Origin of the sequence: Streptomyces tardus (genome assembly GCF_018101125.2) — a bacterium.
Taxonomy (GTDB): Bacteria; Actinomycetota; Actinomycetes; order Streptomycetales; family Streptomycetaceae; genus Streptomyces; species Streptomyces tardus.
On sequence record NZ_JAELVF020000001.1, the window covers coordinates 1023233 to 1049941 of the forward strand.

The 26709-nt window shown below is 67.8% G+C and carries 21 protein-coding genes and 1 tRNA gene; 2 read left to right on the top strand and 20 right to left on the bottom strand.

The window, feature by feature from the left end; translation table 11 throughout:
* Nucleotides 1-4 precede the first annotated feature (4 nt).
* The 19 genes from rplC to JGS22_RS04545 form a co-directional block, all read right to left on the bottom strand.
* Entirely contained in the window at nucleotides 5-649 is a 645-nt protein-coding gene (rplC, locus tag JGS22_RS04455; protein WP_211039081.1) for a 50S ribosomal protein L3, read from the bottom strand.
* A 13-nt stretch (nucleotides 650-662) separates the two neighbouring features.
* On the bottom strand, nucleotides 663-971 hold the full coding sequence (gene rpsJ / locus JGS22_RS04460) for a 30S ribosomal protein S10 (RefSeq protein ID WP_016909683.1): 309 nt from the start codon (nucleotides 969-971) through the stop codon (nucleotides 663-665).
* A gap of 399 nt (nucleotides 972-1370) precedes the next feature.
* A complete protein-coding gene (locus JGS22_RS04465) occupies nucleotides 1371-2066 on the bottom strand; it encodes an adenosylcobinamide amidohydrolase (protein ID WP_211039080.1) in 696 nt (231 codons plus the stop codon).
* A gap of 125 nt (nucleotides 2067-2191) precedes the next feature.
* Nucleotides 2192-3385, bottom strand: coding sequence for an elongation factor Tu (gene tuf, locus JGS22_RS04470; protein WP_211039079.1), 1194 nt, complete (start codon nucleotides 3383-3385; stop codon nucleotides 2192-2194).
* 220 nt (nucleotides 3386-3605) lie between these two features.
* Entirely contained in the window at nucleotides 3606-5729 is a 2124-nt protein-coding gene (fusA, locus tag JGS22_RS04475) for an elongation factor G (protein ID WP_211039078.1), read from the bottom strand.
* A 39-nt stretch (nucleotides 5730-5768) separates the two neighbouring features.
* Nucleotides 5769-6239, bottom strand: coding sequence for a 30S ribosomal protein S7 (gene rpsG / locus JGS22_RS04480; RefSeq protein ID WP_143649007.1), 471 nt, complete (start codon nucleotides 6237-6239; stop codon nucleotides 5769-5771).
* 2 nt (nucleotides 6240-6241) lie between these two features.
* A complete protein-coding gene (gene rpsL, locus JGS22_RS04485) occupies nucleotides 6242-6613 on the bottom strand; it encodes a 30S ribosomal protein S12 (RefSeq protein ID WP_143649006.1) in 372 nt (123 codons plus the stop codon).
* Nucleotides 6614-7069: 456 nt separating this feature from the next.
* Nucleotides 7070-7567 (bottom strand): DUF1707 and DUF4190 domain-containing protein, encoded by a 498-nt coding sequence (locus tag JGS22_RS04490; RefSeq protein WP_211039077.1) that lies wholly within the window; start codon nucleotides 7565-7567, stop codon nucleotides 7070-7072.
* A 289-nt stretch (nucleotides 7568-7856) separates the two neighbouring features.
* The gene (locus JGS22_RS04495) at nucleotides 7857-11756 is read right to left on the bottom strand and encodes a DNA-directed RNA polymerase subunit beta' (protein ID WP_211039076.1); all 3900 of its coding nucleotides are present in this window, start codon (nucleotides 11754-11756) and stop codon (nucleotides 7857-7859) included.
* A gap of 104 nt (nucleotides 11757-11860) precedes the next feature.
* Nucleotides 11861-15343, bottom strand: coding sequence for a DNA-directed RNA polymerase subunit beta (rpoB, locus tag JGS22_RS04500; RefSeq protein WP_211039075.1), 3483 nt, complete (start codon nucleotides 15341-15343; stop codon nucleotides 11861-11863).
* Between the two features lie 671 nt (nucleotides 15344-16014).
* Entirely contained in the window at nucleotides 16015-16404 is a 390-nt protein-coding gene (rplL, locus tag JGS22_RS04505; RefSeq protein WP_211039074.1) for a 50S ribosomal protein L7/L12, read from the bottom strand.
* Between the two features lie 81 nt (nucleotides 16405-16485).
* Entirely contained in the window at nucleotides 16486-17040 is a 555-nt protein-coding gene (gene rplJ, locus JGS22_RS04510) for a 50S ribosomal protein L10 (protein ID WP_211039073.1), read from the bottom strand.
* A 352-nt stretch (nucleotides 17041-17392) separates the two neighbouring features.
* Nucleotides 17393-18271: an SCO4651 family lipoprotein gene (locus JGS22_RS04515; protein WP_211039072.1), complete on the bottom strand. Its 879-nt coding sequence runs from the start codon at nucleotides 18269-18271 to the stop codon at nucleotides 17393-17395.
* 144 nt (nucleotides 18272-18415) lie between these two features.
* On the bottom strand, nucleotides 18416-19132 hold the full coding sequence (rplA, locus tag JGS22_RS04520) for a 50S ribosomal protein L1 (RefSeq protein WP_211039071.1): 717 nt from the start codon (nucleotides 19130-19132) through the stop codon (nucleotides 18416-18418).
* A gap of 125 nt (nucleotides 19133-19257) precedes the next feature.
* Nucleotides 19258-19695, bottom strand: a complete 438-nt coding sequence (gene rplK, locus JGS22_RS04525; RefSeq protein WP_211039070.1) for a 50S ribosomal protein L11 — start codon at nucleotides 19693-19695, stop codon at nucleotides 19258-19260.
* Nucleotides 19696-19935: 240 nt separating this feature from the next.
* On the bottom strand, nucleotides 19936-20787 hold the full coding sequence (locus JGS22_RS04530) for an NmrA family NAD(P)-binding protein (RefSeq protein WP_211039069.1): 852 nt from the start codon (nucleotides 20785-20787) through the stop codon (nucleotides 19936-19938).
* A 325-nt stretch (nucleotides 20788-21112) separates the two neighbouring features.
* Entirely contained in the window at nucleotides 21113-22009 is an 897-nt protein-coding gene (nusG, locus tag JGS22_RS04535) for a transcription termination/antitermination protein NusG (RefSeq protein ID WP_211039068.1), read from the bottom strand.
* 74 nt (nucleotides 22010-22083) lie between these two features.
* Entirely contained in the window at nucleotides 22084-22365 is a 282-nt protein-coding gene (gene secE, locus JGS22_RS04540; protein WP_211039067.1) for a preprotein translocase subunit SecE, read from the bottom strand.
* A gap of 107 nt (nucleotides 22366-22472) precedes the next feature.
* Nucleotides 22473-22545 (bottom strand) — tRNA-Trp (locus JGS22_RS04545).
* 391 nt (nucleotides 22546-22936) lie between these two features.
* Between JGS22_RS04545 and JGS22_RS04550 the strand changes: the two genes are divergently transcribed.
* Together JGS22_RS04550 and JGS22_RS04555 are read left to right on the top strand one after the other, a co-directional pair.
* On the top strand, nucleotides 22937-24205 hold the full coding sequence (locus JGS22_RS04550) for a pyridoxal phosphate-dependent aminotransferase (protein ID WP_211039066.1): 1269 nt from the start codon (nucleotides 22937-22939) through the stop codon (nucleotides 24203-24205).
* Nucleotides 24206-24368: 163 nt separating this feature from the next.
* A complete protein-coding gene (locus JGS22_RS04555; protein ID WP_211039065.1) occupies nucleotides 24369-25442 on the top strand; it encodes an adenosine deaminase in 1074 nt (357 codons plus the stop codon).
* A gap of 196 nt (nucleotides 25443-25638) precedes the next feature.
* On the opposite strand, the gene JGS22_RS04560 is transcribed toward JGS22_RS04555, so the two are convergent.
* Nucleotides 25639-26694: a UDP-N-acetylmuramate dehydrogenase gene (locus tag JGS22_RS04560; RefSeq protein ID WP_211039064.1), complete on the bottom strand. Its 1056-nt coding sequence runs from the start codon at nucleotides 26692-26694 to the stop codon at nucleotides 25639-25641.
* Between the last annotated feature and the right edge of the window lie 15 nt (nucleotides 26695-26709).

The window sequence follows — 26709 nt, forward strand, 5'->3', positions numbered from 1 at the left end:
TACCTCAGGCCCCCTTGGCCGCGGTACGGACCAGGACGAGGCCGCCGTTCGGACCAGGAACCGCGCCCTTGATGAGCAGCAGGCCCTTCTCCGCGTCAACGGCATGAACGGTCAGGTTCTGGGTGGTGACCCGCTCGTTGCCCGCGCGACCGGCCATGCGCATGCCCTTGAAGACACGGCCCGGGGTTGCGCAGCCACCGATGGCGCCCGGCTTGCGGTGCACGCGGTGGGCACCGTGGGATGCCTTGCCGCCGCGGAAGCCGTGACGCTTCATCACACCGGCGGTGCCCTTGCCCTTGGACTTGCCCGTCACGTCGACCTTGATGCCCGACTCGAACACCTCAGCCGTGAGCTCCTGGCCCAGGGTGAATTCGGTGGAGTCGGCGGTACGGATCTCGACGAGGTGGCGCCGGGGGGTGACGTCCGCCTTGGCGAAGTGGCCCTTGAGGGGCTTGTTCACCTTGCGCGGGTCGATCTCGCCGAAGGCGATCTGGACGGCCTCGTAGCCGTCCCTTTCTGCACTGCGCACCTGGGTCACGACGCAGGGACCGGCCTTGACCACGGTGACCGGGACGACACGGTTGTTCTCGTCCCAGACCTGGGTCATGCCGAGCTTCTCGCCCAGGAGGCCCTTGATGTTCTTAACCATCTCTCGACACCCCTCAGAGCTTGATCTCGATGTCGACGCCGGCCGGAAGGTCCAGACGCATCAGCGAGTCAACGGTCTTGGGAGTCGGGTCGAGGATGTCGATGAGGCGCTTGTGGGTGCGCATCTCGAAGTGCTCGCGCGCGTCCTTGTACTTGTGCGGCGACTTGATGACGCAGTACACGTTCTTCTCTGTGGGCAGCGGCACCGGGCCTGCGACCGACGCACCAGTACGAGTCACCGTCTCGACGATCTTCTTCGCCGAGTTGTCGATGACCTCGTGGTCGTAGGCCTTGAGCCGGATGCGGATCTTCTGTCCCGCCATGGCTACTTCGTAGTCCTGTCTCTCGTGAAAGCTCTGGAACCCGGTGGAACTCCACCCCTGTCCGACCCACGCGGTCGGGCGTGTCGCAACCCTTCCCGTACTTCTCCGCATGACTCCACGCGGAGAAATCCCTTGGAAAGGGGAGGAGCTGGGGGTAGGCAAAACCCACCGAATGCCTGGCTGGAAGCCCCTCCCGCACTTCCCGAAAGATTCCCGTACTTCCACCCCTGATCAGGGGCGACGAGTACGTGGGACTCGCTTCCGGTCCTCCCGGCGGGAGGCGCACGGCATCGGCACTCAACCGAGCAACCTGGTTAGTGTGCCATAGCGGGCACCGGGAGGGCCAATCGGCCCAGTCCCCACCCCGCGACCTCCTCACACCGTGACAGGCATCACAGTTCAAATCTCTTGCGCTCGTGCGGAGTTGAGCCGCCAGTCCCGGGCCCCGTCGAGGGTGGCCGCGTACACCGTGCGGGCGATACGCGCGCCCCAGCGGCTGCGCGGACCGGCGAACGGCTCGGCCGTCCCGCCGGCAGCCGGCACCGGCGCGACCACGCACACCGCGTCCGACGGAGTCCCCGAGCAGTCCGCACCTGCGTCCAGCAGCGCCTGCACCTTGGCCTCGGTGGCGGTCGCGACGGCGTTCACCAGAGCCGCATCACTCAAAGGAACGGCGACCACGAGCACGGTGTTGACGGTCCCCGCCGCAGGCGGCCCCGGCAGCCCCGGTGGCCGTTCTGCGGCCCAGCCGCGGACCCCGAGTCCCGTGGTCACCACGGTACGCACCCCCGCTTCCTCGGCCTCCGTGAACCGCGCCACCTGCGCAGCGGTCATCAGGCCTGCTCCGGCCCCCTCCAGCCCCGCGGTGCGGGCGAGTTCGGCGAGGTGCGCGGCGGGGTCGGTACGGCAGTAGCCGGGCGGCACCTGCGCGTTGAGCACCCAGCCCCGCTCCCCCAGACCGCCGCCCAGCACGGCGGAGGAACACACGCGCTGCCCGGGGCCCAGCCGCCACACCAATTGCGGAAGACTCACCCCGGCCTCCTCCCGCACCGTCAACTCCGGTGCGCAGAGGCCGACTTCGGGGAACACGTCCATCCGGGGCTCCGGTCTCTCGGTGGAACCGGCCTCTCGGCCCGGGCCCGCGCGAAAGGGCCCGTACGACCGAGGTCGCACAGGCCCTTCACGTGGTACTGGTACTGCGAGCCCTTACGGGCCGGGGGTCACTTGGTGATCTTGGTGACCTGGCCGGCGCCGACGGTCCGGCCACCCTCACGGATGGCGAACTTGAGGCCCTCCTCCATGGCGACCGGCTGGATCAGCTGGACGGACATGGTGGTGTTGTCGCCCGGCATGACCATCTCGGTGCCCTCGGGGAGGGTCACGACGCCGGTCACGTCGGTGGTACGGAAGTAGAACTGCGGGCGGTAGTTGTTGAAGAAGGGGGTGTGACGACCACCCTCGTCCTTCGACAGGATGTACGCCTGCGCCTCGAACTCCGTGTGCGGGGTGACGGTGCCCGGCTTGATGATGACCTGGCCGCGCTCGACGTCCTCGCGCTTGATGCCGCGGAGGAGCAGACCGACGTTCTCACCGGCCTGGCCCTCGTCCAGCAGCTTCCGGAACATCTCGATGCCGGTCACCGTGGTGGTGGTCTTCTCGGTCTTGATGCCGATGATGTCGACAGTCTCGTTGACCTTGAGGATGCCACGCTCGATACGGCCGGTGACGACCGTACCGCGACCGGTGATCGTGAAGACGTCCTCGATCGGCATGAGGAACGGCTTGTCGACCTCGCGCTCCGGCTGCGGGATGGCCTCGTCCACGGCCTTCATCAGGTCGAGAACGCTCTGGCCCCACTCGCCGTCGCCCTCGAGGGCCTTGAGCGCCGAGACCTTGACGACCGGCAGGTCGTCGCCCGGGAACTCGTACTCGGTGAGGAGTTCACGGACCTCGAGCTCGACGAGCTCCATGATCTCCTCGTCGTCCACCATGTCGGCCTTGTTCAGGGCGACAACGATGTACGGAACGCCGACCTGGCGGGCCAGGAGCACGTGCTCCTTGGTCTGCGGCATCGGGCCGTCGGTGGCGGCGACCACGAGGATGGCGCCGTCCATCTGAGCGGCACCGGTGATCATGTTCTTGATGTAGTCCGCGTGACCCGGGCAGTCGACGTGGGCGTAGTGACGGCTCTCCGTCTGGTACTCGACGTGCGCGATGGAGATCGTGATACCGCGCTGGCGCTCCTCGGGCGCCTTGTCGATGTTCTCGAAGGCCGAGGCCTCGTTGATGTCGGGGTAGGCGTCGTGCAGCACCTTGGTAATGGCCGCCGTGAGGGTGGTCTTACCGTGGTCGATGTGACCGATGGTGCCGATGTTGACGTGCGGCTTAGTCCGCTCGAACTTCGCCTTCGCCACTGGGGTCCTCCTGTGGACTGGTGCTGTACGCCTCCGCAGTTTACGGAGGGTTCCAGGTGGTCGTACCGAACCGGCCAGGACCCCTAGGGGGACGCCCTTGGCCTGTTCGCTCTTAAGGGCTGGCTGCCGGGGCCGGCACGGACCGTCTGGCGGACCGCACCGGTAACCCGAATGCCTTTTGCTACAGCCTAAGGGCTGTGACTTCGGCTTCTAGCCGAGGTCACTCACCCTTGGCCTTCGCGATGATCTCCTCGCTGACGTTCTTGGGAACCTCGGCGTAGGAGTCGAACTGCATGGAGTAGCTCGCGCGACCGGAGGTCTTGGAGCGAAGGTCACCGACGTAACCGAACATCTCCGACAGCGGGACGAGTCCCGTGACGAGCTTGGCGCTGCCGCGGTCCTCCATGGCCTGAACCTGTCCGCGACGGGAGTTGATGTCGCCGATCACATCGCCCATGTAGTCCTCGGGCGTGGTGACCTCGACCTTCATCATCGGCTCGAGCAGGGCCGGGCTGGCCTTGCGTGCGGCCTCCTTGAAGGCGATCGAACCGGCGATCTTGAACGCCATCTCCGAGGAGTCGACGTCGTGGTACGCACCGTCGAGCAGGGTCACGCGGACGCCGGTCAGCGGGTAGCCGGCGAGCACGCCGAACTCCATCGCATCCTGGCAGCCGGCGTCCACCGAAGGGATGTACTCCCTGGGGATACGGCCACCGGTGACCTTGTTGACGAACTCGTAACCGTCGCCCTCGAGCGGCTCGATCGCGATCTGCACCTTCGCAAACTGGCCGGAACCACCGGTCTGCTTCTTGTGCGTGTAGTCGTGCTTCTCGACGGACTTGCGCAGTGTCTCGCGGTACGCGACCTGCGGCTTGCCGACGTTGGCCTCGACCCGGAACTCCCGCTTCATACGGTCGACCAGCACGTCGAGGTGCAGCTCGCCCATACCCGCGATGATGGTCTGGCCGGTCTCCTCGTCGGTCTTGACCTGGAAGGACGGGTCCTCCTCGGCCAGCCGCTGGATGGCCACACCCAGCTTCTCCTGGTCGCCCTTGGTCTTCGGCTCGATGGCGACCTCGATCACCGGGGCCGGGAACTCCATGGACTCCAGGATGACCGGGCTGCCCTGGTCGCAGAGCGTCTCACCGGTGGTGGTCTGCTTGAGACCCATCACGGCGATGATGTCGCCGGCGCCCACCGACTCGATCTCCTCACGCTTGTTCGCGTGCATGCGGTAGATCTTGCCGATGCGCTCCTTGCGGCCCTTGACCGAGTTGAGCACCGCGGTGCCGGAGACCAGACGACCGGAGTAGACGCGCACGAACGTGAGCTTGCCCAGGTGGGGGTCGCTCGCGATCTTGAACGCCAGGCCGGCGAAGGGCTCCTCGTCGGACGGCTTGCGCTTGATGACCGTCTCCGGGTCCTTGACGTCCTGGCCTTCGACGGCCTCGACGTCCAGGGGCGACGGCAGGTAGCGCACGACCGCGTCGAGCAGGGGCTGAACGCCCTTGTTCTTGAACGCGGTTCCGCAGAACACCGGGGTGACCGTGGTCGTGCCCTCGGCGCCCGTGGACGCCAGGGTGACGCGGCGGATGGCGGCCATCAGCTGCTCCTCGGTGGGCTCGACGCCCTCGAGGTACAGCTCCATCATCTCGTCGTCGTTCTCCGAGACGGCCTCAAGGAGCTTGCCGCGCCACTCGTCGGCGCTCTCCTTGTGGGTGTCGGGGATCTCGACGACGTCGTAGGCCTCACCGAGCTTGGTGTCGACGGACCAGACGAGCGCCTTCATCTGGACGAGGTCGACCACGCCCTTGAAGTCCGCCTCTGCGCCGATCGGCAGCTGCATGACGATGGGGGTCGCACCGAGGCGGTCGACGATCATGTCGACGCAACGGTGGAACTCCGCGCCCGTGCGGTCCAGCTTGTTGACGAAGCAGATGCGCGGGACGCCGTAGCGGTCCGCCTGACGCCACACTGTCTCGGACTGCGGTTCCACACCGGCGACACCGTCGAACACCGTCACGGCACCGTCGAGTACGCGCAGCGAACGCTCCACCTCGACGGTGAAGTCGACGTGCCCCGGGGTGTCGATGATGTTGATGGTGTGGTCGACATCGTTCAGCGGCCAGTGACACGTGGTCGCGGCCGAGGTGATCGTGATGCCGCGTTCCTGCTCCTGCTCCATCCAGTCCATGGTGGCTGCGCCGTCATGGACCTCACCGATCTTGTAGCTCACACCGGTGTAGTACAGGATTCGCTCGGTGGTGGTCGTCTTGCCCGCGTCGATGTGGGCCATGATCCCGATGTTTCGGACCCTGGCCAGGTCAAGTGAAGTGGTAGCCATAAGGCTTCAGTCTTCTCTCGGTCTCGATGTGGGTAGCGACTACCAGCGGTAGTGCGCGAAGGCCTTGTTGGACTCGGCCATCTTGTGGGTGTCCTCGCGCTTCTTCACGGCAGCGCCGAGGCCATTGCTGGCGTCGAGCAGCTCGTTCATCAGACGCTCGGTCATCGTCTTCTCGCGGCGGGCGCGGGAGTAACCCACGATCCAGCGCAGTGCGAGAGTGGAGGAGCGGCCGGGGCGAACCTCGACCGGCACCTGGTAGGTGGCGCCACCAACACGCCGCGAGCGGACCTCGAGGGTCGGCTTCACGTTCTCGAGCGCGCGCTTGAGGGTGATGACCGGGTCGTTGCCGGTCTTCTCCCGCAGACCCTCCATGGCGCCGTAGACGATGCGCTCGGCGGTGGAGCGCTTGCCGTGCAGCAGCACCTTGTTGATGAGGGACGTCACCAGAGGAGAACCGTAGACCGGGTCGATGATGACCGGGCGCTTCGGGGCAGGGCCCTTACGAGGCATTCTTACTTCTCCTTCTTGGCGCCGTAGCGGCTGCGAGCCTGCTTGCGGTTCTTGACGCCCTGGGTGTCGAGGGAACCACGGATGATCTTGTAGCGAACACCCGGCAGGTCCTTCACACGGCCACCGCGCACGAGCACGATGGAGTGCTCCTGCAGGTTGTGGCCCTCACCCGGAATGTAGGCAGTGACCTCGATGCCGCTGCTGAGCTTCACACGGGCGACCTTGCGGAGCGCCGAGTTCGGCTTCTTCGGGGTGGTGGTGAAGACACGCGTGCAGACGCCACGGCGCTGCGGCGAACCGTCTAGCGCGGGCGTCTTGTTCTTCTCGACCTTGTCCTGCCGGCCCTTGCGGACCAGCTGCTGGATCGTAGGCACAGTCTCTCCGGTTTCTGTGTGCCGTATCGGTAAATCTAACCTGGGCCACCTCACCGACCCACGCGGTCGGGTGTGTCGAAGCCACCACGTCTCTCATCGAGGAAAACTCCGCCGACTTGGAGAGTGTGTGATCCCGGTGTCTCCACTCGTATCCAGCAGAACCGCTTCACCAGGGAAGGGGTCGCGGACACGAGCCATCGCATGAGCGCAGGGGACACCCCAGGCACAAGGTCAGAGCGTACCGACCGCGCAGGCTCCGGTCAAAATCGATGCGGAGCGGCGGGCCGGCCGGAGGGCGCGACCCTGTGCAACGGGGCCGCGCGAGGAACGTACGCGCACAAGGAGCCCCCGCCTGTCCGCGGGCACTCGGCGCAACTCTGCCCGGCCTCGAACAGAACCAAACCTCGGCGCTCCGGCAGGAAAGAGAAATGCTCCTCCTCCGACAGCTTCGACGGGTCAGGCCGCCAGCACCGCGATCAGGATGAACAGCGACCAGAAGGCCATACCGAGGTAGCCGAGGACCAGGCCCGCAGTGGCCATGCCGTCGCCCTTCTCGGTCCTGCCCTGCATCTCCGCACGGGCCTTGTGGCCCAGAATCACCGCGGGCAACGACGTCAGCCCCCAGGTCATCGGCGTCAGCACGCCGCACACCAGCGCCCCGACAGCCGTGCCGTTCGTCGAGGTGGGCGGCGGCAGGGCCGCCCAGTTCCGCTGCGGCATCGGGGCCGGGCGGAACGCCTGCGGCACCACCGCCATCGGCTGCTGCTGGTAGCCGGTCATCGGCACCGGACCCTGCGGCAGATCGACGATCATCGGCTGGATGTCGGCGTACGTGGCCGCCCGGTGCACGCGATCGAGCCGGTGGTCGTACTCCTCCTTGCTCAGTCGACCCTCCGAGTAGCCGGCCTTGAGCACGTCGGCAGCGCGCTCACGGTCGGAATCCGATGCACGCATCATCGGATTGTGACCGGGCTGCCCCTGCCCCGCGCCGTGCCAGTGGAGCGACATCCCCAGCACCTCCCCGCCTTAGACCGAGTACTGTCCCCATGTTCCATGACGACTGGGCCCGGTGGGGAGTTCCGGGCAGGACCGTATGAGAACGCCGACACAGCCGTCACAGATACGAGACCCGGCGGCGCGCGGGAATCCCGAATCGTGTGCGCCCGTGTACGGGGCAAACGCCGAGAGGCGGCTCTCCACCCCCGAAGGAGTGGAGAACCGCCTCTGGCGGAACGCTCGCGCCCTACTGGTTGTACGGACCGTAGTCGTAGTCCTCCAGCGGTACGGCCTGGCCGGAGCCGGTGCCGAACGGCGAGTAGTCGATGTCGTCGTAGCCGACGGCCGAGTACATCGCGGCCTTGGCCTCCTCGGTCGGCTCGACCCGGATGTTGCGGTAGCGGGACAGGCCCGTACCGGCCGGGATGAGCTTACCGATGATGACGTTCTCCTTGAGGCCGATCAGGGAGTCCGACTTGGCGTTGATCGCCGCGTCGGTGAGCACCTTGGTCGTCTCCTGGAAGGACGCCGCCGACAGCCACGACTCGGTGGCCAGCGAGGCCTTGGTGATACCCATCAGCTGGGGACGGCCGGAGGCCGGGTGGCCACCGGTCTGCACCACGCGACGGTTCTCGCCCTCGAACTTGGTCCGCTCGACCAGCTCGCCCGGCAGTAGCTCCGCGTCACCGGACTCGATGATCGTCACGCGGCGCAGCATCTGCCGGATGATGATCTCGATGTGCTTGTCGTGGATCGCCACGCCCTGCGAGTTGTAGACCTTCTGCACTTCCTGGACCAGGTGGACCTGGACGGCCCGCTGACCGAGGATGCGCAGCACGTCGTGCGGGTTGATCGCACCCACGGTCAGCGCCTGGCCGACCTCGACGTGGTCGCCGTCGTGCACCAGCAGACGGGCACGCTTGGAGACCGGGTAGGCCGCCTCCTCCGCGCCGTTGTCCGGGGTGACGATGACCTTCTTGGTCTTGTCCGTCTCGTCGATGCGGACACGGCCCGCGACCTCCGAGATCGGCGCGACACCCTTGGGCGTACGGGCCTCGAAGAGCTCGACCACACGCGGCAGACCCTGGGTGATGTCGTCACCGGCCACACCACCGGTGTGGAAGGTGCGCATCGTCAGCTGGGTGCCGGGTTCACCGATGGACTGGGCGGCGATGATGCCGACCGCCTCACCGATGTCGACCAGCTTGCCGGTGGCCAGCGAACGCCCGTAGCACATGGCGCAGGTGCCGACCGTCGACTCACAGGTGAGGATCGAACGGGTCTTGACCGTCGAGATGCCGTGCCGGACCAGCTCGTCGATGAGCACGTCGCCGAGGTCGGTACCGGCCGGGCCGAGCACCTTCCCGTCGACCACGATGTCCTCGGCGAGGCAGCGCGCGTACACGCTGGTCTCGACGTCCTCGGCCTTGCGCAGCACACCGTCCGCGCCCTTGGCCGCGATCTCCAGCTTCAGGCCGCGCTCGGTGCCGCAGTCCTCCTCGCGAATGATCACGTCCTGGGAGACGTCGACCAGACGACGGGTGAGGTAACCGGAGTCAGCGGTGCGCAGGGCGGTGTCGGCCAGACCCTTGCGCGCGCCGTGCGTGGCGATGAAGTACTCCAGCACGGACAGACCGTCCCGGTACGAGGCCCGAATCGGCTGCGCGATGGTCTCGTTCTTCGCGTTCGACACCAGACCGCGGATACCGGCGATCTGACGCAGCTGCATCATGTTTCCTCGGGCACCGGAGTCGATCATCATGAAGATCGAGTTGGTGCGCGGGAAGTGCGCCTGCATCGCCTCGGTGACCTCGTTGGTCGCCTTGTTCCAGACGACGACCATCTCCTGGTTGCGCTCGTCCCGGGTGATCAGACCGCGCTCGTACTGCTTCTGGATCTTCTGCGCCTGGCCCTCGTAGTTCTCGAGGATCGCCGGCTTCTCCGGCGGGCCGACGATGTCCGAGAACGCGACCGTGACGCCCGAGCGGGTGGCCCAGTGGAAACCGGCCGCCTTCAGGTTGTCCAGCGTCGCGGCGACCGCCACCTTCGGGTAGCGCTCGGCGAGGTCGTTGACGATCGCCGAGAGCTGCTTCTTGCCGACCGTGTAGTCGATGAAGGGGTAGTCCTCGGGCAGCAGCTCGTTGAAGAGCGCGCGACCCAGGGTCGTGCGGATCCGGAAACCGCTGCCGATCTGCCAGTCCGGCTCGCCGTCCTCGGCCGCCGGCGACTCGAAGCCGAGCGGAGGCACGGAACCGATCGGGAAGTTGATGTCGACCTTCGCCTGGAGCGACAGCTCGCCGGCGTCGAAGGCCATGATCGCTTCCGCGGTCGAGGCGAACGCCCTGCCCTCGCCCTTGACCACGCGCTCCTCCTCGTCGGTGGTGAGGAAGAACAGGCCGAGCACCATGTCCTGGGTCGGCATGGTGACGGGACGACCGTCGGCCGGCTTCAGGATGTTGTTCGACGACAGCATCAGGATGCGCGCCTCGGCCTGGGCCTCGGCGGACAACGGCAGGTGGACGGCCATCTGGTCACCGTCGAAGTCCGCGTTGAACGCGGTGCACACGAGCGGGTGAATCTGAATGGCCTTGCCCTCGACCAGCTGCGGCTCGAAGGCCTGGATGCCGAGGCGGTGCAGGGTCGGCGCACGGTTGAGCAGCACCGGGTGCTCGGAGATGACCTCTTCGAGCACGTCGTACACCACGGTCCGCTGACGCTCGACCATGCGCTTCGCCGACTTGATGTTCTGCGCGTGGTTCAGGTCCACCAGGCGCTTCATCACGAACGGCTTGAAGAGCTCCAGCGCCATCGCCTTGGGCAGACCGCACTGGTGCAGCTTCAGCTGCGGGCCGACGACGATCACGGAACGGGCCGAGTAGTCGACGCGCTTGCCGAGCAGGTTCTGACGGAAGCGGCCCTGCTTGCCCTTCAGCATGTCGCTGAGGGACTTCAGCGGGCGGTTGCCCGGACCGGTGACCGGTCGACCACGGCGGCCGTTGTCGAACAGTGCGTCGACGGCCTCCTGGAGCATCCGCTTCTCGTTGTTCACGATGATCTCGGGCGCACCGAGGTCGAGCAGACGCTTGAGACGGTTGTTCCGGTTGATGACCCGGCGGTACAGGTCGTTCAGGTCGGAGGTGGCGAAGCGGCCACCGTCGAGCTGGACCATCGGACGCAGGTCCGGCGGGATCACCGGGACGCAGTCCAGCACCATGCCCTTGGGGCTGTTGCGAGTCTGCAGGAAGGCGGAGACGACCTTGAGGCGCTTGAGCGCACGGGTCTTCTTCTGGCCCTTGCCGGTACGGATGATCTCGCGGAGGCGCTCGGCCTCCTCGTCCAGGTCGAAGGTCTCCAGACGCTTCTGCAGCGCGGCGGCGCCCATCGAACCGTCGAAGTACGTGCCGAAGCGGTCACGCAGCTCGCGGTAGAGGAGCTCGTCGCCCTCCAGGTCCTGGACCTTGAGGTTCTTGAAGCGGGTCCAGACCTCGTCCAGGCGGTCGATCTCGCGCTGCGCACGGTCGCGGAGCTGCTTCATCTCGCGCTCGGCACCCTCGCGCACCTTGCGGCGAACATCCGCCTTGGCGCCCTCGGCCTCCAGCTCGGCGAGGTCGTTCTCCTGCTTCTTGGCGCGCGTCTCGAGGTCGGCGTCGCGCCGCTGCTCGATCTGCTGACGCTCGACGGAGACGTGCGCCTCCAGTGACGGCAGGTCGCGGGTGCGACGCTCCTCGTCCACGAACGTGATCATGTACGCCGCGAAGTAGATGACCTTCTCGAGGTCCTTCGGCGCCAGGTCCAGCAGGTAGCCCAGACGGGACGGGACACCCTTGAAGTACCAGATGTGCGTGACGGGCGCGGCCAGTTCGATGTGGCCCATCCGCTCACGGCGCACCTTGGCGCGGGTCACCTCGACGCCGCAGCGCTCGCAGATGATGCCCTTGAAGCGGACGCGCTTGTACTTGCCGCAGTAGCACTCCCAGTCCCGGGTCGGACCGAAGATCTTCTCGCAGAAGAGCCCGTCCTTTTCCGGCTTCAGGGTGCGGTAGTTGATGGTCTCCGGCTTCTTGACCTCACCGTGGGACCACTGACGGATGTCGTCGGCGGTGGCGAGGCCAATTCGCAGTTCGTCGAAGAAGTTGACGTCGAGCACTCTCGTCAATCCCTCTCAGGGTCGAGTCAAAAAGGGGTCTGAACGGGGGTCCGGGGAGAGCCGGGGAGCGTCCTGCTGTCGCGGAACGCTCCCCGGCCAGCCCGTCAGACCTCTTCGACGCTGCTCGGCTCGCGCCGGGACAGGTCGATACCGAGCTCTTCCGCGGCGCGGAAGACGTCCTCGTCGGTGTCACGCATCTCGATGGACATGCCGTCCGAGGACAGCACCTCCACGTTCAGGCAGAGCGACTGCATCTCCTTGATGAGCACCTTGAAGGACTCGGGGATGCCGGGCTCAGGGATGTTCTCGCCCTTGACGATCGCCTCGTAGACCTTCACACGTCCGGTGACGTCGTCGGACTTGATCGTCAGGAGCTCCTGGAGCGCGTACGCGGCGCCGTAGGCCTCGAGCGCCCAGACCTCCATCTCACCGAAGCGCTGGCCACCGAACTGCGCCTTACCGCCCAGCGGCTGCTGGGTGATCATCGAGTACGGGCCGGTCGAGCGCGCGTGCAGCTTGTCGTCGACCAGGTGGTGCAGCTTCAGGATGTACATGTAGCCGATGGAGACCGGGTCCGGGAACGGCTCTCCGGAACGCCCGTCGAACAGCTGCGCCTTGCCGGAGGGCTGGACCATCCGACGGCCGTCGCGGTTGGGCAGGGCGTGGTTGAACAGGCCCGCGAGCTCGTCCTCCCGCGCACCGTCGAAGACCGGGGTCGCGACGTTGGTGCCCGGCGCGACCTCGTCGGCGCCGATCGCCTTGAGACGCTCCATCCACTCCTCGGAGCCCTCGACCTTCCAGCCGCGCGAGGCGAGCCAGCCGAGGTGGATCTCCAGGACCTGGCCCGGGTTCATCCGGGAAGGCACACCGAGCGGGTTCAGGATCACGTCGACCGGGGTGCCGTCCTCCAGGAACGGCATGTCCTCGACCGGCAGGATCTTGGAGATGACGCCCTTGTTGCCGTGGCGGCCGGCGAGCTTGTCACCATCGGTGATCTTGCGCTTCTGTGCCACGTAGACGCGGACCAGCTGGTTCACGCCCGGGGGCAGCTCGTCGCCCTCCTCGCGGTCGAAGATGCGAACGCCGATGACCTTGCCGGTCTCGCCGTGCGGCACCTTCAGCGAGGTGTCGCGCACCTCGCGCGCCTTCTCGCCGAAGATCGCGCGCAGCAGCCGCTCCTCGGGGGTCAGCTCGGTCTCGCCCTTCGGGGTGACCTTGCCGACCAGGATGTCCCCGGCCTCGACCTCGGCACCGATACGGATGATGCCGCGCTCGTCGAGGTCCGCGAGGACCTCCTCGGAGACGTTCGGGATGTCCCGGGTGATCTCCTCCGGACCCAGCTTGGTGTCACGGGCGTCGACCTCGTGCTCCTCGATGTGAATCGAGGACAGGACGTCGTCCTGCACCAGACGCTGGGAGAGGATGATCGCGTCCTCGTAGTTGTAGCCCTCCCACGGCATGAACGCGACCAGCAGGTTCTTGCCGACGGCCAGCTCGCCGTCCTCGGTGGAGGGACCGTCGGCCAGGACCTGGCCCTCGATCACCCTGGCGCCCTCGTCCACGAGCACCTTCTGGTTGAAGGAGGTGCCCTGGTTGGAGCGGTGGAACTTGGAGACGCGGTACGTGGTGTACGTGCCGTCGTCGTTGGCCACGGTGACGTAGTCGGCCGAGACCTCCTGGACGACACCGTCCTTGTCCGCCTTGATGACGTCGCCGGCATCGACCGCGGCGCGGTACTCCATGCCGGTGCCGACCAGCGGCGACTCGGCCTTGATGAGCGGCACTGCCTGCCGCATCATGTTCGACCCCATGAGCGCGCGGTTGGCGTCGTCGTGCTCGAGGAACGGGATCATGGCCGTCGCCACCGACACCATCTGGCGCGGCGAGACGTCCATGTAGTCGACCTCGGTGCCCGGGATGTTGTCGACCTCGCCGCCTCGACGGCGGACCAGCACACGGTCCTCGGCGAAGTGGAGGTCGTCCGTCAGCGGGGCGTTGGCCTGGGCGATGACGTAGCGGTCCTCCTCGCCGGCCGTCAGGTAGTCGACCTCGTCGCTGACGACACCCTCGGTGACACGGCGGTACGGAGTCTCGACGAAACCGAAGGCGTTGACCCGGCCGTAGGAGGCGAGCGAGCCGATCAGGCCGATGTTCGGGCCTTCCGGTGTCTCGATCGGACACATTCGGCCGTAGTGCGAGGGGTGCACGTCACGGACCTCGAAGCCGGCCCGCTCACGGGAGAGACCACCCGGACCGAGCGCCGAGAGACGGCGCTTGTGGGTGAGCCCGGAGATCGGGTTTGTCTGGTCCATGAACTGCGACAGCTGGCTGGTGCCGAAGAACTCCTTGATGGAGGCGACGACCGGCCGAATGTTGATCAGGGTCTGCGGCGTGATCGCCTCGACGTCCTGAGTGGTCATCCGCTCGCGGACAACCCGCTCCATCCTCGCCAGGCCCGTGCGGACCTGGTTCTGGATGAGCTCGCCCACGTTTCGCAGACGGCGGTTGCCGAAGTGGTCGATGTCGTCGGTCTCGACGACGATCTCGTGACCCTCGGCGCTGACCGTCTCGGACTCGCCGGCGTGCAGCTTCACCAGGTACTTGATCGTCGCGATGACATCGGCGTTGGTGAGCACGCCGGAGTTCAGCGGCTCGTCACCGCCGAGCTTCTTGTTGATCTTGTACCGGCCGACCTTCGCGAGGTCGTACCGCTTGGGGTTGAAGTAGAGGTTCTCCAGCAGGGTCTGGGCGGCCTCCTTGGTCGGCGGCTCGCCCGGACGCAGCTTCCGGTAGATGTCGAGGAGCGCATCGTCCTGACCCTGGGTGTGGTCCTTCTCCAGGGTGGCGCGCATCGACTCGTACTCGCCGAACTCCTCGAGGATCTGGTCCGTGGTCCAGCCCAGAGCCTTCAGCAGCACGGTGACGGACTGCTTGCGCTTGCGGTCGATGCGGACACCGACCATGTCGCGCTTGTCGACCTCCATCTCCAGCCAGGCACCCCGGGAAGGGATGATCTTGGCGGAGAAGATGTCCTTGTCGGACGTCTTGTCGACGGAGGAGTCGAAGTAGACACCGGGCGAACGAACGAGCTGCGAGACGACTACGCGCTCGGTGCCGTTGATCGCGAAGGTGCCCTTGTTGGTCATGAGCGGGAAATCGCCCATGAAGACCGTCTGAGACTTGATCTCACCGGTCTCGTTGTTGGTGAACTCGGCCGTGACGAACAGCGGAGCCGCGTACGTGAAGTCGCGCTCCTTGCACTCTTCCAGAGAGTTCTTCGGCGGCTCGAAGCGGTGGTCCCGGAAAGTCAGGGACATCGACCCCGAGAAGTCCTCGATCGGCGAGATCTCTTCGAAGATCTCTTCCAGACCGGACTTGTTGGGGACGTCCTCACCGCGCTCCAGCGCGGCCTCGACGCGGGCCTTCCAAGCGTCGTTGCCGAGGAGCCAGTCGAAGCTCTCGGTCTGGAGCGCAAGAAGGTTGGGAACCTCGAGAGGCTCCCTGATCTTCGCAAAGGAGATACGCAATGGGGCGGTGCTGGCGCCGTTGTTCGAATTGACGGTCGAGGCGTTGCGCGAGGCGGCCAAGAGGGGGTCCTTCCGAGGGCTCGGACTCACTACGCGCATACCGGTGCCCCCGGGTGACGGCAGGAGGCAACTAACAGGCAGCGCAAAGTGTCAGTGTAGCCACAAGGCACACTGATGTCCAGAGCGGATATCCGGAGATCGGCGCAGTGCCTCTCTCTCCCTCCGGGAGGGATCGCTCCCTCGTTGTTCCTCCATTGCCTTCAGGGCCTCGGCCGGGGCTGTGCACCCGGCCCGAGAGGACCCTGCCTTACGCGTCGAGCGGCCTCCTTCGGCGTCTGCCGCAAGACTTCCCACTTCCTCTGCGATCCATGCCTCGGACCCGAAATCGATGTGGATCGTCTGCTGCCGCCAGCCGCCGACCGTCCTCGCCACCCAGGAGCGCCGCCTGTGTGCCGGCCGATCGCTGTCGAGCAGCGTCCTGAGAATCGCTTGCCGTGTGCCGTTCGTCAAGGCCCTGCCGACCGCGGGCGGGGCTGCGAAGCGGTTCGCACCGGCAACGATGATCACCCTACCCCCGGTGCCCCCGGGCGCTCTCGACTGTCACTCGAACACCTGAGAACGCCGAAGGGCGACCACCCCAACGGGTGATCGCCCTTCGTGTGACGCCGTCCCGAACGGAACGGCACCGAGTCAGACGGCTCGCAGAACGGGCCGCGCGAGACTCAGCAGGGTCACTTGACCTCGACAGCGGCGCCGGCGCCCTCAAGGGACTCCTTGGCCTTGGCCGCGGCCTCCTTGGTGACCTTCTCCAGAACCGGCTTCGGGGTGCCGTCGACCAGGTCCTTGGCTTCCTTCAGACCCAGCGAGGTCAGCTCACGCACGACCTTGATGACCTGGATCTTCTTCTCGCCCGCACCGGTGAGGATGACGTCGAACTCGTCCTGCTCCTCCTCGGCCTCGGCAGCGCCGCCGCCCTGGCCCGGAGCGGCAACGGCGACGGCGGCCGGAGCGGCAGCCTCGACGTCGAACTTGTCCTCGAAGGCCTTCACGAACTCGGAGAGCTCGATGAGGGTCATCTCCTCGAACTGCGCGAGCAGCTCGTCCTGGGTGAGCTTCGCCATGGTGGCGATCCTTCCACTAATCGGCTGGTGCCGGATGTACATTGCGGCGGGCGTACGGGCCCGCTGGACTGCTGAGGGTTCTTACTCGGCAGCCTCGGCGGGAGCCGGCGTACCGGCACCGCCCTGCTCGACCTTGTCGCGCAGCGCGTCCGCAGTGCGGACGAGCTTCGTGAGCGGGGCCTGGAAGGTCGCCGCGGCCTTGGCCGTGGACGCCTTCATGCCACCGGCCAGCTTGGCGAGCAGCACCTCGCGGGACTCGAGGTCCGCGAGCTTCTTGATCTCGTCGGCGGACAGCGCCTTGCCATCAAGGACACCGCCCTTGATGACGAGAGCGGGGTTCTCCTTGGCGAAGTCACGAAGACCCTTTGCCGCAACTACCGGGTCACCGGTAACGAAAGCGACAGCCGTCGAGCCCGTCAGGAACTCGTCGAGCGCGTTGACCCCGGCCTCTTTGGCCGCGATCTTGGTCAGCGTGTTCTTCACCACACGGTACTGAGCGTTATCACCGAGCGAGCGGCGCAGCTCCTTGAGCTGAGCCACGGAAAGCCCGGTGTACGCGGTGACCACAGTGGCGTTGGAGTTGCGGAACTTGTCCGTCATCTCCGCCACAGCTGCGACCTTGTCGGGCGTCGCCATGGGCCTCGGCCTCCTTCCGGGTGATGATCGTCAACCGACCTCTCGATCGGTCCTGCGAGCCGGACCGCCCGGATCGGGAGCGAGGACGCCCCACCTGACACGCGCACACGACAAACGCCCCGGCGCAGGCGCACGGGGCGTGGCTCGACCGGATGAATTTCTCCACCGGGAGCTGCTACCTCATTTACCTGCACGGGCCGCCCGCGCCAGCGGGGCCTTCGGACGCCGCACACTAACTGTGCGCGGAGACGACCAGCGGTCTTTGGCTACCGCGCCAGAGTAGACGGAGCAGGGCGGCGCAGGCAAATCCGCCAAGTCTTCCCGTCCCGGCGGCGGTTCACACCTCGCCGGCTCAGGCTCCGAGATCGGCGAACCGCTCAAGCAGCGGCGCCACATCGAAGGTCTCCTCCGCGGGCGGAGCCTTCGCGTTCACCTCGACGCCGTATTCCGAGAGCTTCTGCACCACGGAGATCTTCCCCGCCGGGCTGTCCACAGTGGTGTGGATGCGCAGCGGCAAGTCGTCCTTGACCCAGGCCTCGATGGTGTAGCTCTTCACACCGGAATCGCGCAGATCCTTCAGCAGTGCCGACCGCTCGGACTCGCCGAGCGAATCGAGGCCGCCGCCGGCCTCGGCGGCCTCGGCGGGAGTGACGGTGCCCCGGTAGTGCTCGGCGGTGGCACCGTCGACGCGCTTCTGACCGAGGTGGCGAACGTTCGGTGCGGAGCGCAGCAGGGCCATGATCCGGCTCGGGTCCTGGTTGTTCACCTCACCCAGACCGCCGGCGAGGTCCTTCGCGCCGGCCTCCGCAAGGGCGTCGCCGAGGTCGAGCTTCATCCACTCCTTGCCACCGGGCGCCGTTGCCCCTTTGTTCTGGGAACCGAGGTAGAGGGTGTCCTCCACCCAGACCAGCCGCCCGGAAGCCGGGAGGAAGGAGCTCGCGGCCTCCCCGGTGTCGACTTCGAGGTCGGCCACCAGCGGGCCCCAGCCCATGACACCGGACAGCCGCACGTCACCGACGAGCCCGTTCGGCGACTTGACCGTCGTGGTGACCTTCGCGGAGTCCGCTTCACTGGTCCGCTCGGCCGCTGCCGTCACGGCACTCACAGCGGCGGTACGGGACTTCTCCGACGCGCTCTCGACACCCGAGCCCGCGGGATCGTCACAGCCGGTCAGCAGCAGTGCTCCGGCCAGTCCGGCAGCGTGCACGGCCCCCCTGCGTGTGCTGCTCATGCCCGCCCCTTTCTGCCAACCGTCCGACCGCCGGGCCGAGTTGTCCCGTTCGGTCACCGTAGCGCACGGACTCGAACGACTCCGGCCCCGTTCCCTGGTGGGGGAACGGGGCCGGGATGCGTGAGACTCGGCTCACCGCGAGGCTCAGACAGCCTCTTCCGCCACCAGAAGGTTGCGGGTGCGGTTGCCGTCGACCGGGATTCCGGAGCCCATCGTGGTGGTGATGGTCGCCTTCTTCACGTAACGGCCCTTGGCCGCGGACGGCTTGAGACGCATGATCTCGTCGAGCGCCGCCGCGTAGTTCTCCACCAGCGAGGTCTCGTCGAACGAGGTCTTGCCGATGATGAAGTGCAGGTTGGCGTGCTTGTCGACGCGGAACTCGATCTTGCCACCCTTGATCTCGGTGACAGCCTTGGCCACGTCGGGGGTGACCGTACCGGTCTTCGGGTTCGGCATCAGACCACGCGGACCGAGCACCCGGCCGAGGCGGCCGACCTTGCCCATGAGGTCCGGAGTGGCGACGACGGCGTCGAAGTCCAGGCGGCCCTTGGAGACCTCGGCGATCAGTTCGTCAGCACCGACGATGTCGGCGCCGGCGGCTTCCGCGGCCACCGCACGGTCGCCGGTCGCGAAGACCAGGACCCGGGCGGTCTTACCGGTGCCGTGCGGGAGGTTCACGGTGCCGCGCACCATCTGGTCGGCCTTGCGCGGGTCGACGCCCAGGCGCATGGCCACCTCGACGGTGGCGTCGAACTTGGCGGTCGAAGTCTCCTTGGCGAGACGCACGGCCTCAAGCGGCGCGTACAGCCGCGTGTGGTCGATCTTGGCGTCCGCGCTGCGAAGATTCTTGCTGCGCTTCACTTCTGCTCCTGACAGATCTTTGCCTCGCGGACGGACCGCTGAGGCGGGTGGGAGTCGTGGTACGGGCCAGCGCTTGGCCCTGCCACGGTGGTTCAGGCCACGGGGGCACTGAGAGACGGGCGGTTTCAGCCCTCGACGGTGACGCCCATGGAACGCGCGGTGCCGGCGATGATCTTCTCGGCGGCGTCCATGTCGTTGGCGTTGAGGTCGGGCATCTTCGTGGTGGCGATCTCACGAACCTGGTCGCGGGTGATCTTCGCGACCTTGTTGACGTGCGGCTCGCCGGAGCCCTTCTCGACACCCGCGGCCTTGAGGATCATCTTCGCGGCCGGCGGAGTCTTGGTGATGAAGGTGAAGGAACGGTCCTCGTAGACCGTGATCTCCACCGGGATCACCCAGCCACGCTGCGACTCGGTCGCCGCGTTGTAGGCCTTGCAGAACTCCATGATGTTGACGCCGTGCTGACCGAGCGCGGGGCCGACCGGCGGAGCCGGGTTGGCCGCACCGGCCTGGATCTGGAGCTTGATCAGCCCCGTGACCTTCTTCTTCTTCTTGGGAGGCATGCTCTCTCCGGGTCTTGAGTGAGAGTGTTGGTGTCTGCCCGCCGACGTGCCGCCCCGCGAGGGACCGGCTGGTCGCAGGCATACCGCACAACGATAGCCCCTCCCCACCGCGCGAGGAAACCGGCTGGTCAGTGCGGTCGAACAGACGGACGAGCCCCGGGTTCGCGCAGGCAGGAACACCTCTGCGCGGGCCCGGGACGCGCAGGGCCCGAGTCAGGCCGCGGTGTTCGCGCCACCGGCCTACGCCAGCACCCGGCGCAGCGTCTCCTCCAGCCCGGTCGTACAGGCGTGCCGCCGGTCGCCGCGGAACTTCAGGATTCCCTGCTGCTCGGCGTCGTGGAGCCCCGTCAGCTCCTGGGCGAACACCCGCGGCAGGCCGGCCTCCACGAGCGAGTCGACCCAGCCGGACCGGGGGATGGTGACGATCTCCAGCCGGCGGCCGAGTATCGACTCCAGCGCTTCCGCGACTTCCCGCTCGGTGTACTGCGGGCCCTCCAGATCGACGACCTCGCTGCGCGTCGGCGGCTCCAGCAGCGCCCCGGCGGCGGCCCGGCCGATGTCGGCGGTGGCGATCATCCGAGTGGGGACGTCGACTGTGTCGCCGAAGACCGGGTACACACCCGCTCCGAGCACCGCGGGAAGCAGCGTCTCGACCTTCTCCTGGAAGTGCCAGGAGCGGATCGCACTCAGCACGGTGCCCGTACCGCGCAGCAGGTTCTCCAGATGGCAGAGCCAACGGACAGGCCCGGTCCCCTCGGCCAGTTCGGCTCCGATCGAGGAGAGCATCACCACGTGCGGCACCCCGCTGTCGGACACCGCGCCGGCGATCGAGTCGGCCAGCGCACGGTGCTCGACGTCGCCGCCGGTCACGACGGTGGGCAGCAGGACGAACGCGCCGCTGCTCCCGCGCAGCGCCTCCGCGAACGCCTCCCGGTCCCCCAGGTCGGCGGTCGCTGCCTCGGCTCCGAGCCGCGCCGGCCGCTCTCCCCCGGCCCTCTCCCGCACCACCGTCCGGACGGGAGCGCCCCGCTTCAGCAGTTCCTCGGCGACGACCGCGCCAACATGTCCGGTGGATCCGGTGATCGTGTACATCGCATTCCCCTTGGCCCTGGCTGCTCTTGCTCGGTTCCCCTCAGTCAACCGCCGGTAGCTGAGCCGATCCATCGCCGATCCGCGCAGTTCCATGTGTTTGCGTCTACGACTGTCCGGAGCGTCAACGGTTCGCTCAGCCGCCAGCGCGCTGCATGGTCGTCAACTGCGCGCGGCGGCAGGGGCGTTCGCCGCGCGGCAGAGCGGGCGGCGGGAGCCCGGGGAGGGCCGAAGGGTCGGCCATGAGGAAGAGAGCGAAAACGAGAAACGCCCCCGTCCCGCTGTCGTCCAGCGGTCGGGGGCGCTTCTCGATGCCTGCTTGCGAGGCTCAGTTCTTCTGGATCTGGTCGAAGCTCAGCTCGACCGGGGTCTCGCGGCCGAAGATCTCCACCAGGCCCTTGACCTTCTTGGAGTCGGCGTTGATCTCGTTGATCGTCGCCTGGAGGGTCGCGAACGGGCCGTCGGTGACGGTGACCGAGTCCCCGACCTCGAAGTCCAGAACCTGGACCTCGACCTTGCGGCTCGGCGCCGGCTTGCCCTCGGCCTCGGCCGCCTCGCGGGCCGCCTTCTCCTCGGCCTCCGGCGCGAGCATCTTGACGACCTCGTCCAGGGTCAGCGGGTACGGGTCGTAGGCGTTGCCCACGAAGCCGGTGACGCCCGGGGTGTTGCGGACGGCGCCCCAGGACTCGTTCGTCAGGTCCATGCGCACCAGCACGTAGCTGGGGAGCTTGTTCTGGCGGACTGTGCGGCGGTCGCCGTTCTTGATCTGGACGACCTCTTCCTGCGGCACCTCGGCCTGGAAGATGTAGTCCTCGACGTTGAGCGAGACGGCACGCTGCTCGAGGTTGGTCTTCACGCGGTTCTCGTAACCCGCGTAGGTGTGGATCACATACCACTCACCCGGAAGCATGCGGAGCTCTTCACGGAGGGCGACGACCGGGTCGACCGGCTCGGGCTCCTCCTGCTCCGCTGCTTCTTCCTCGCTGTCGGCAGCGTCCGCGTCGGCGGCAGCGTCCGCGGCGTCCGCAGAAGCCTCCGAGGACTCCGCCGATTCGGCCTCGGTCGGCTCGGCGGCTTCCGCGGAGGCGGCAGCTTCGGCCTTGTCCGCGCCGTCCCCTGCGGGTGCCTCCGGGGAGGACGAAGCCTCGACGTTGCCGAGCGAGGCCTCGCCGCCCTTGGTGGGCTCGGCAGGCTCGACGACATCGTTCAGGTTCGGGTCAGACACGGTAGCTGCTTCTTCCTGGCTTTATGGATGTGGAACATACGGATTCAGCGCCGTCCGACGCCTCCGCGGAGCGGTCAGCCAAAGACAAAACTGACGACTTCTCCAAATCCATAGTCAATCACGAACACCAGGCCGATGACGATGAGAACGAAGATGATCACGACGAACGTGTAGGTCAACAGCTGACGGCGCGTGGGCCAGACGACCTTGCGCAGCTCGGCGACGATCTGCCGATAGAAAAGCGCGAGGCGGGCGAACGGGCCCTTCTTGCCCCGCTTGCCCCCGCGACGCGGCTTCTTGTCGTCGGAGGACCGCCCGGGTTCGGGAACCTCGGGGGTGTCCGTGATCTCGGCCACTCGTCCTCACCTGATCCGGGGTCATGGCCGTGCAGCGTCGAGTCCCTGCCGCACGGCCGTGCATTTCAGTACGTACGCATGCACGCACCGTGGTGAAGATGCGTGAGCAGGGCCGGAGGGACTTGAACCCCCAACCGCTGGTTTTGGAGACCAGTGCTCTACCAATTGAGCTACGACCCTTTGTGTGTCCCCAACCTACCCCATCCGCAGGCCGCACCTGATTCACACCTGGTACGGGCACTGCTCGTGGTGACCGGGGCCAACGACGGACGAGTGTACGTGGTCCTGGGCCGGTCGTCGAACACGTAGCTGTGGACGGCCGGTTCGCCCCTGTTCGGGCGGGTGTCGAGCCGGTTTCGGAGCCGCTGCGAGGCACTCTCCCGGGATGCACCGGCGCAGGTCCTCAGAGCCCTGCCGCGGCGTTCGGACGTTCCGCCGGCGCGTCTTGGTTGCGGCGCCGGGGGACGCGGGGCCGGGTCGGCGACCGGGCCCCCGTATCGGAGCACGGGCCGGGCGTATCGCACTGCGGGCTGATGTGCGCGGATCGTCCCCGGCCTGAAACGATGGCTGTATGAGTGCTACAACTCCTTCCGCACAGTCGGACCCCGCACAGTCCTCCGCCACCGTGAGCGCGACCGAGCGCCGGGTGTCGGCGCGGATCGGCTCGATCTCCGAGAGCGCGACGCTCGCCGTGGACGCCAAGGCCAAGGCGCTGAAGGCCGCCGGGCGACCGGTCATCGGCTTCGGCGCGGGCGAGCCCGACTTCCCCACGCCCGACTACATCGTCGAAGCTGCCGTCGAGGCGTGCCGCAACCCGAGGTTCCACCGCTACAGCCCGGCGGGCGGTCTGCCCGAGCTCAAGGAAGCGATCGCGGCCAAGACGCTGCGCGACTCCGGCTATCGCGTCGAACCGGCCAACATCCTGGTGACCAACGGCGGCAAGCAGGCCATCTACGAGGCCTTCGCCGCGATCCTGGACCCGGGTGACGAGGTCATCGTCCCGGCCCCGTACTGGACGACCTACCCCGAGTCCGTACGGCTGGCCGGCGGCGTGCCGGTGCCGGTCGTGGCGGACGAGACCGTCGGCTACCGGACGAGCGTCGAGCAGCTGGAAGCCGCGCGCACGGACCGTACGAAGGTTCTGGTGTTCGTCTCGCCGTCCAACCCGACGGGCGCGGTCTACTCGCGGGAGCAGATCGAGGAGATCGGGCGCTGGGCCGCCGAGCACGGCCTGTGGGTGCTCACCGACGAGATCTACGAGCACCTGGTCTACGGCGAGGCGGAGTTCCACTCGCTGCCGGTCGTCGTTCCGGAGCTGGCCGACCGCTGCATCGTGGTCAACGGCGTCGCCAAGACGTACGCGATGACCGGATGGCGGGTGGGGTGGATCCTCGGCCCGAAGGACGTGGTGAAGGCCGCGACGAACCTCCAGTCGCACGCGACCTCCAACGTCAGCAACGTCGCGCAGGCCGCCGCGCTCGCCGCCGTCTCCGGCGATCTGTCGGCGGTGGAGGAGATGCGCGCCGCGTTCGACCGCAGGCGGCGGACGATCGTGCGGATGCTGAACGAGATCGAGGGCGTCGACTGCCCCGAGCCGGAGGGCGCGTTCTACGTGTACCCGTCGGTCAAGGGCCTGCTTGGCAAGGAGATTCGGGGCCGTCGCCCGCAGACTTCGGTGGAGCTCGCGGCGCTGATCCTGGAGGAGGTCGAGGTCGCGGTCGTACCGGGCGAGGCGTTCGGCACCCAGGGGTACCTGCGGCTGTCCTACGCGCTCGGCGACGACGATCTGACCGAGGGCGTCTCGCGCGTGCAGAAGCTCCTCGCGGAGGCTTCCGACTGACGTCGCACCGCTGGCCTGCCGGCCTTCCGGCGTGATCGGGGTGTTCCGGATTCTTCCGGAACACCCCGATCTGCGTTCGGTTCCGGGCGTGGAGATGTTCGGTTCGGCGCTCGTTCGGGGAAACGGACTTCCGACCCTGTCGACAATGCGGCAAGATCCTGGAATGCAGCAGCAGTTTTCCGGGGAGCGTCCCCCTCAGCCCCGTGCACATGTTCGTGATGTCCGTCAGCTGCCGAAGGCGCATCTGCATCTGCACTTCACCGGCTCCATGCGGCCGGGCACCCTGCTCGAACTGGCCGACAAGTACGGCGTGCACCTGCCGCCGGCCCTGAGCGGAGCGGAGCCTCCCAGGCTCAGGGCGACCGACGAACGCGGCTGGTTCCGCTTCCAGCGGCTCTACGACATGGCCAGGTCCTGTCTGCGCGAGCCGGAGGACATCCAGCGCCTGGTGCGCGAGGCCGCCGAGGAGGACGTGCGGGACGGCAGCCGCTGGCTGGAGATCCAGGTCGACCCCACCTCGTACGCGCCGCGCCTGGGCGGTCTGATCCCCGCCCTGGAGGTCATCCTCGACGCCGTCGCCGCCGCCACCCGCGACACCGGTCTGCCGATCCGGGTGCTGGTCGCGGCGAACCGGATGAAGCACCCGCTGGACGCGAGAACGCTCGCCAGGCTCGCGGTGCGGTTCAAGGACCGGGGCATCGTCGGCTTCGGGCTCTCCAACGACGAACGCCGGGGATTCGCCCGGGACTTCGACCGTGCCTTCGCCATCGCCAGGGACGGCGGGCTGCTCGCCGCACCGCACGGCGGTGAGCTGTCCGGTCCGTCGAGCGTGCGCGACTGTCTGGACGACCTGCACGCCGGGCGGGTCGGCCACGGCGTACGGGCCGCAGAGGACCCGCGGCTGCTGGCGCGGCTGGCGGACGCACAGGTCACCTGCGAGGTGTGCCCGGCGTCAAACGTGGCCCTGGGGGTCTACGAGAAGCCCGCCGACGTGCCGCTGCGCACCCTCTGGGACGCGGGAGTGCCCATGGCGCTCGGTGCGGACGACCCACTGCTCTTCGGCTCCCGGCTGGCGGCGCAGTACGAGCTCGTGCGCGAGCACCACGGCTTCACCGACGTCGAACTGGCCGAGCTGGCGCGGCAGTCGGTGCGCGGCGGTCGTATCGACGAGGCCGAGCGGAAGGCGATCCTGGCGGACATCGACGCCTGGCTCGCGGCGGAGCCGGCCGGGAGCTGAAACCCCGCGGCGGGCCCGGCGGATCGCGTGCCGGGCCGGGCGGCGCGCGCCGGGGCGCACCGACGCGGGCCGGACCGGCACGCGGCGGGAGCGACCGGGCCGCAGCTGGGCCCGTGCCGGCGTACGGCTCCGGACAGGCGTATGCCGGCGGGCAGACGTACGCCGGAGGCTGGGTGCGGGCCCCGGTGGCGCGGGGTCAGAGCGAGCAGCCCACCGTGACCGGCTCGTTGACCAGCGTCACGCCGAAGGCCGCGTGGACGCCGTCGCGCACCTCGCGGGCCAGCGCGAGCAGTTCGTCGGTGCGGGCCTCGCCGCGGTTGGTCAGCGCGAGGGTGTGCTTGGTCGAGATCCGCGCGCGGCCCGTGCCGTACCCCTTGCTGAAGCCGGCGCGGTCGATCAGCCAGGCCGCGGAGGTCTTCACCCGCCCCTCCCCCGCCGGGTACGCGGGCGGCGCCGCGTCCGGGCCGAGCCGCTCGGCGGCGCGGGCGAGGAACTTCTCGTGCTCGGCGAGGGTCAGTATCGGGTTGGTGAAGAAGGAACCGGCGGACCAGGTGTCATGGTCCTCGGGGTCCAGCACCATGCCCTTGCCGGCCCGCAGCTTCAGCACCGTCTCGCGGGCCTGCGCGGCGGGCACGCGGTCGCCGACTGAGACGCCCAGCAGCCTCGCGGTCTCCGCGTAGCGCAACGGCGCGGAGAGGCCTTCCGCGTCCTCCAGCGCGTAGCGGACCCGGAGCACGACGAAGCGGTCCGGCTCCGACTTGAACCGGCTGTGCCGATAGGAGAAGGCGCACTCGGCGGCGGGCACGGTGACGAGGCGGCGCTCGCGGCGGTCGTAGGCGTCGACCTCGGTGACGGTGTCGGCGACCTCCTGGCCGTACGCGCCCACGTTCTGGATCGGGGTGGCGCCGGCCGAGCCGGGGATGCCGGCCATGCACTCGATACCGGCCAGCCCCGCCTCAACGGTGCGGGCGACGGCCTCCGACCAGTTCTCGCCGGCGGCCAGTTCGAGGCCGGTGCCGTCGAGCCGGAAGCCCCGGGTGGCGATCCGCAGGGCGGTGCCGGGGAAGCCCTCGTCACCGATGACCAGGTTGCTGCCGCCGCCGACGATCAGCAGCGGAGTGCCGCGCTCGTCGGCCTCCCGCACGGTCGCGACGACCTCGTCGTCAGTGGTGGCGGTCACCAGCACTCGGGCGGGACCGCCCAGCCGCAATGTGGTGAGCGGGGCGAGGGGGGCGTTGGATTCTTCCTGCACGGGCACAGACTACGG

Bases quoted from the DNA above. Each gene is read 5' to 3' on its own strand.
- rplL (WP_211039074.1), bottom strand. From the start codon at position 16,404: ATGGCGAAGCTCACCCAGGACGAGCTGCTCGCGCAGTTCGAGGAGATG.
- JGS22_RS04555 (WP_211039065.1), top strand. From the start codon at position 24,369: ATGCAGCAGCAGTTTTCCGGGGAGCGTCCCCCTCAGCCCCGTGCACAT.
- JGS22_RS04550 (WP_211039066.1), top strand. From the start codon at position 22,937: ATGAGTGCTACAACTCCTTCCGCACAGTCGGACCCCGCACAGTCCTCC.
- JGS22_RS04530 (WP_211039069.1), bottom strand. From the start codon at position 20,787: ATGTACACGATCACCGGATCCACCGGACATGTTGGCGCGGTCGTCGCC.
- JGS22_RS04515 (WP_211039072.1), bottom strand. From the start codon at position 18,271: ATGAGCAGCACACGCAGGGGGGCCGTGCACGCTGCCGGACTGGCCGGA.
- rplK (WP_211039070.1), bottom strand. From the start codon at position 19,695: ATGCCTCCCAAGAAGAAGAAGAAGGTCACGGGGCTGATCAAGCTCCAG.
- JGS22_RS04490 (WP_211039077.1), bottom strand. From the start codon at position 7,567: ATGCGTGCATCGGATTCCGACCGTGAGCGCGCTGCCGACGTGCTCAAG.
- rplJ (WP_211039073.1), bottom strand. From the start codon at position 17,040: ATGGCGACGCCCGACAAGGTCGCAGCTGTGGCGGAGATGACGGACAAG.
- rpsJ (WP_016909683.1), bottom strand. From the start codon at position 971: ATGGCGGGACAGAAGATCCGCATCCGGCTCAAGGCCTACGACCACGAG.
- fusA (WP_211039078.1), bottom strand. From the start codon at position 5,729: ATGGCTACCACTTCACTTGACCTGGCCAGGGTCCGAAACATCGGGATC.
- rpsG (WP_143649007.1), bottom strand. From the start codon at position 6,239: ATGCCTCGTAAGGGCCCTGCCCCGAAGCGCCCGGTCATCATCGACCCG.
- rplC (WP_211039081.1), bottom strand. From the start codon at position 649: ATGGTTAAGAACATCAAGGGCCTCCTGGGCGAGAAGCTCGGCATGACC.
- JGS22_RS04465 (WP_211039080.1), bottom strand. From the start codon at position 2,066: ATGGACGTGTTCCCCGAAGTCGGCCTCTGCGCACCGGAGTTGACGGTG.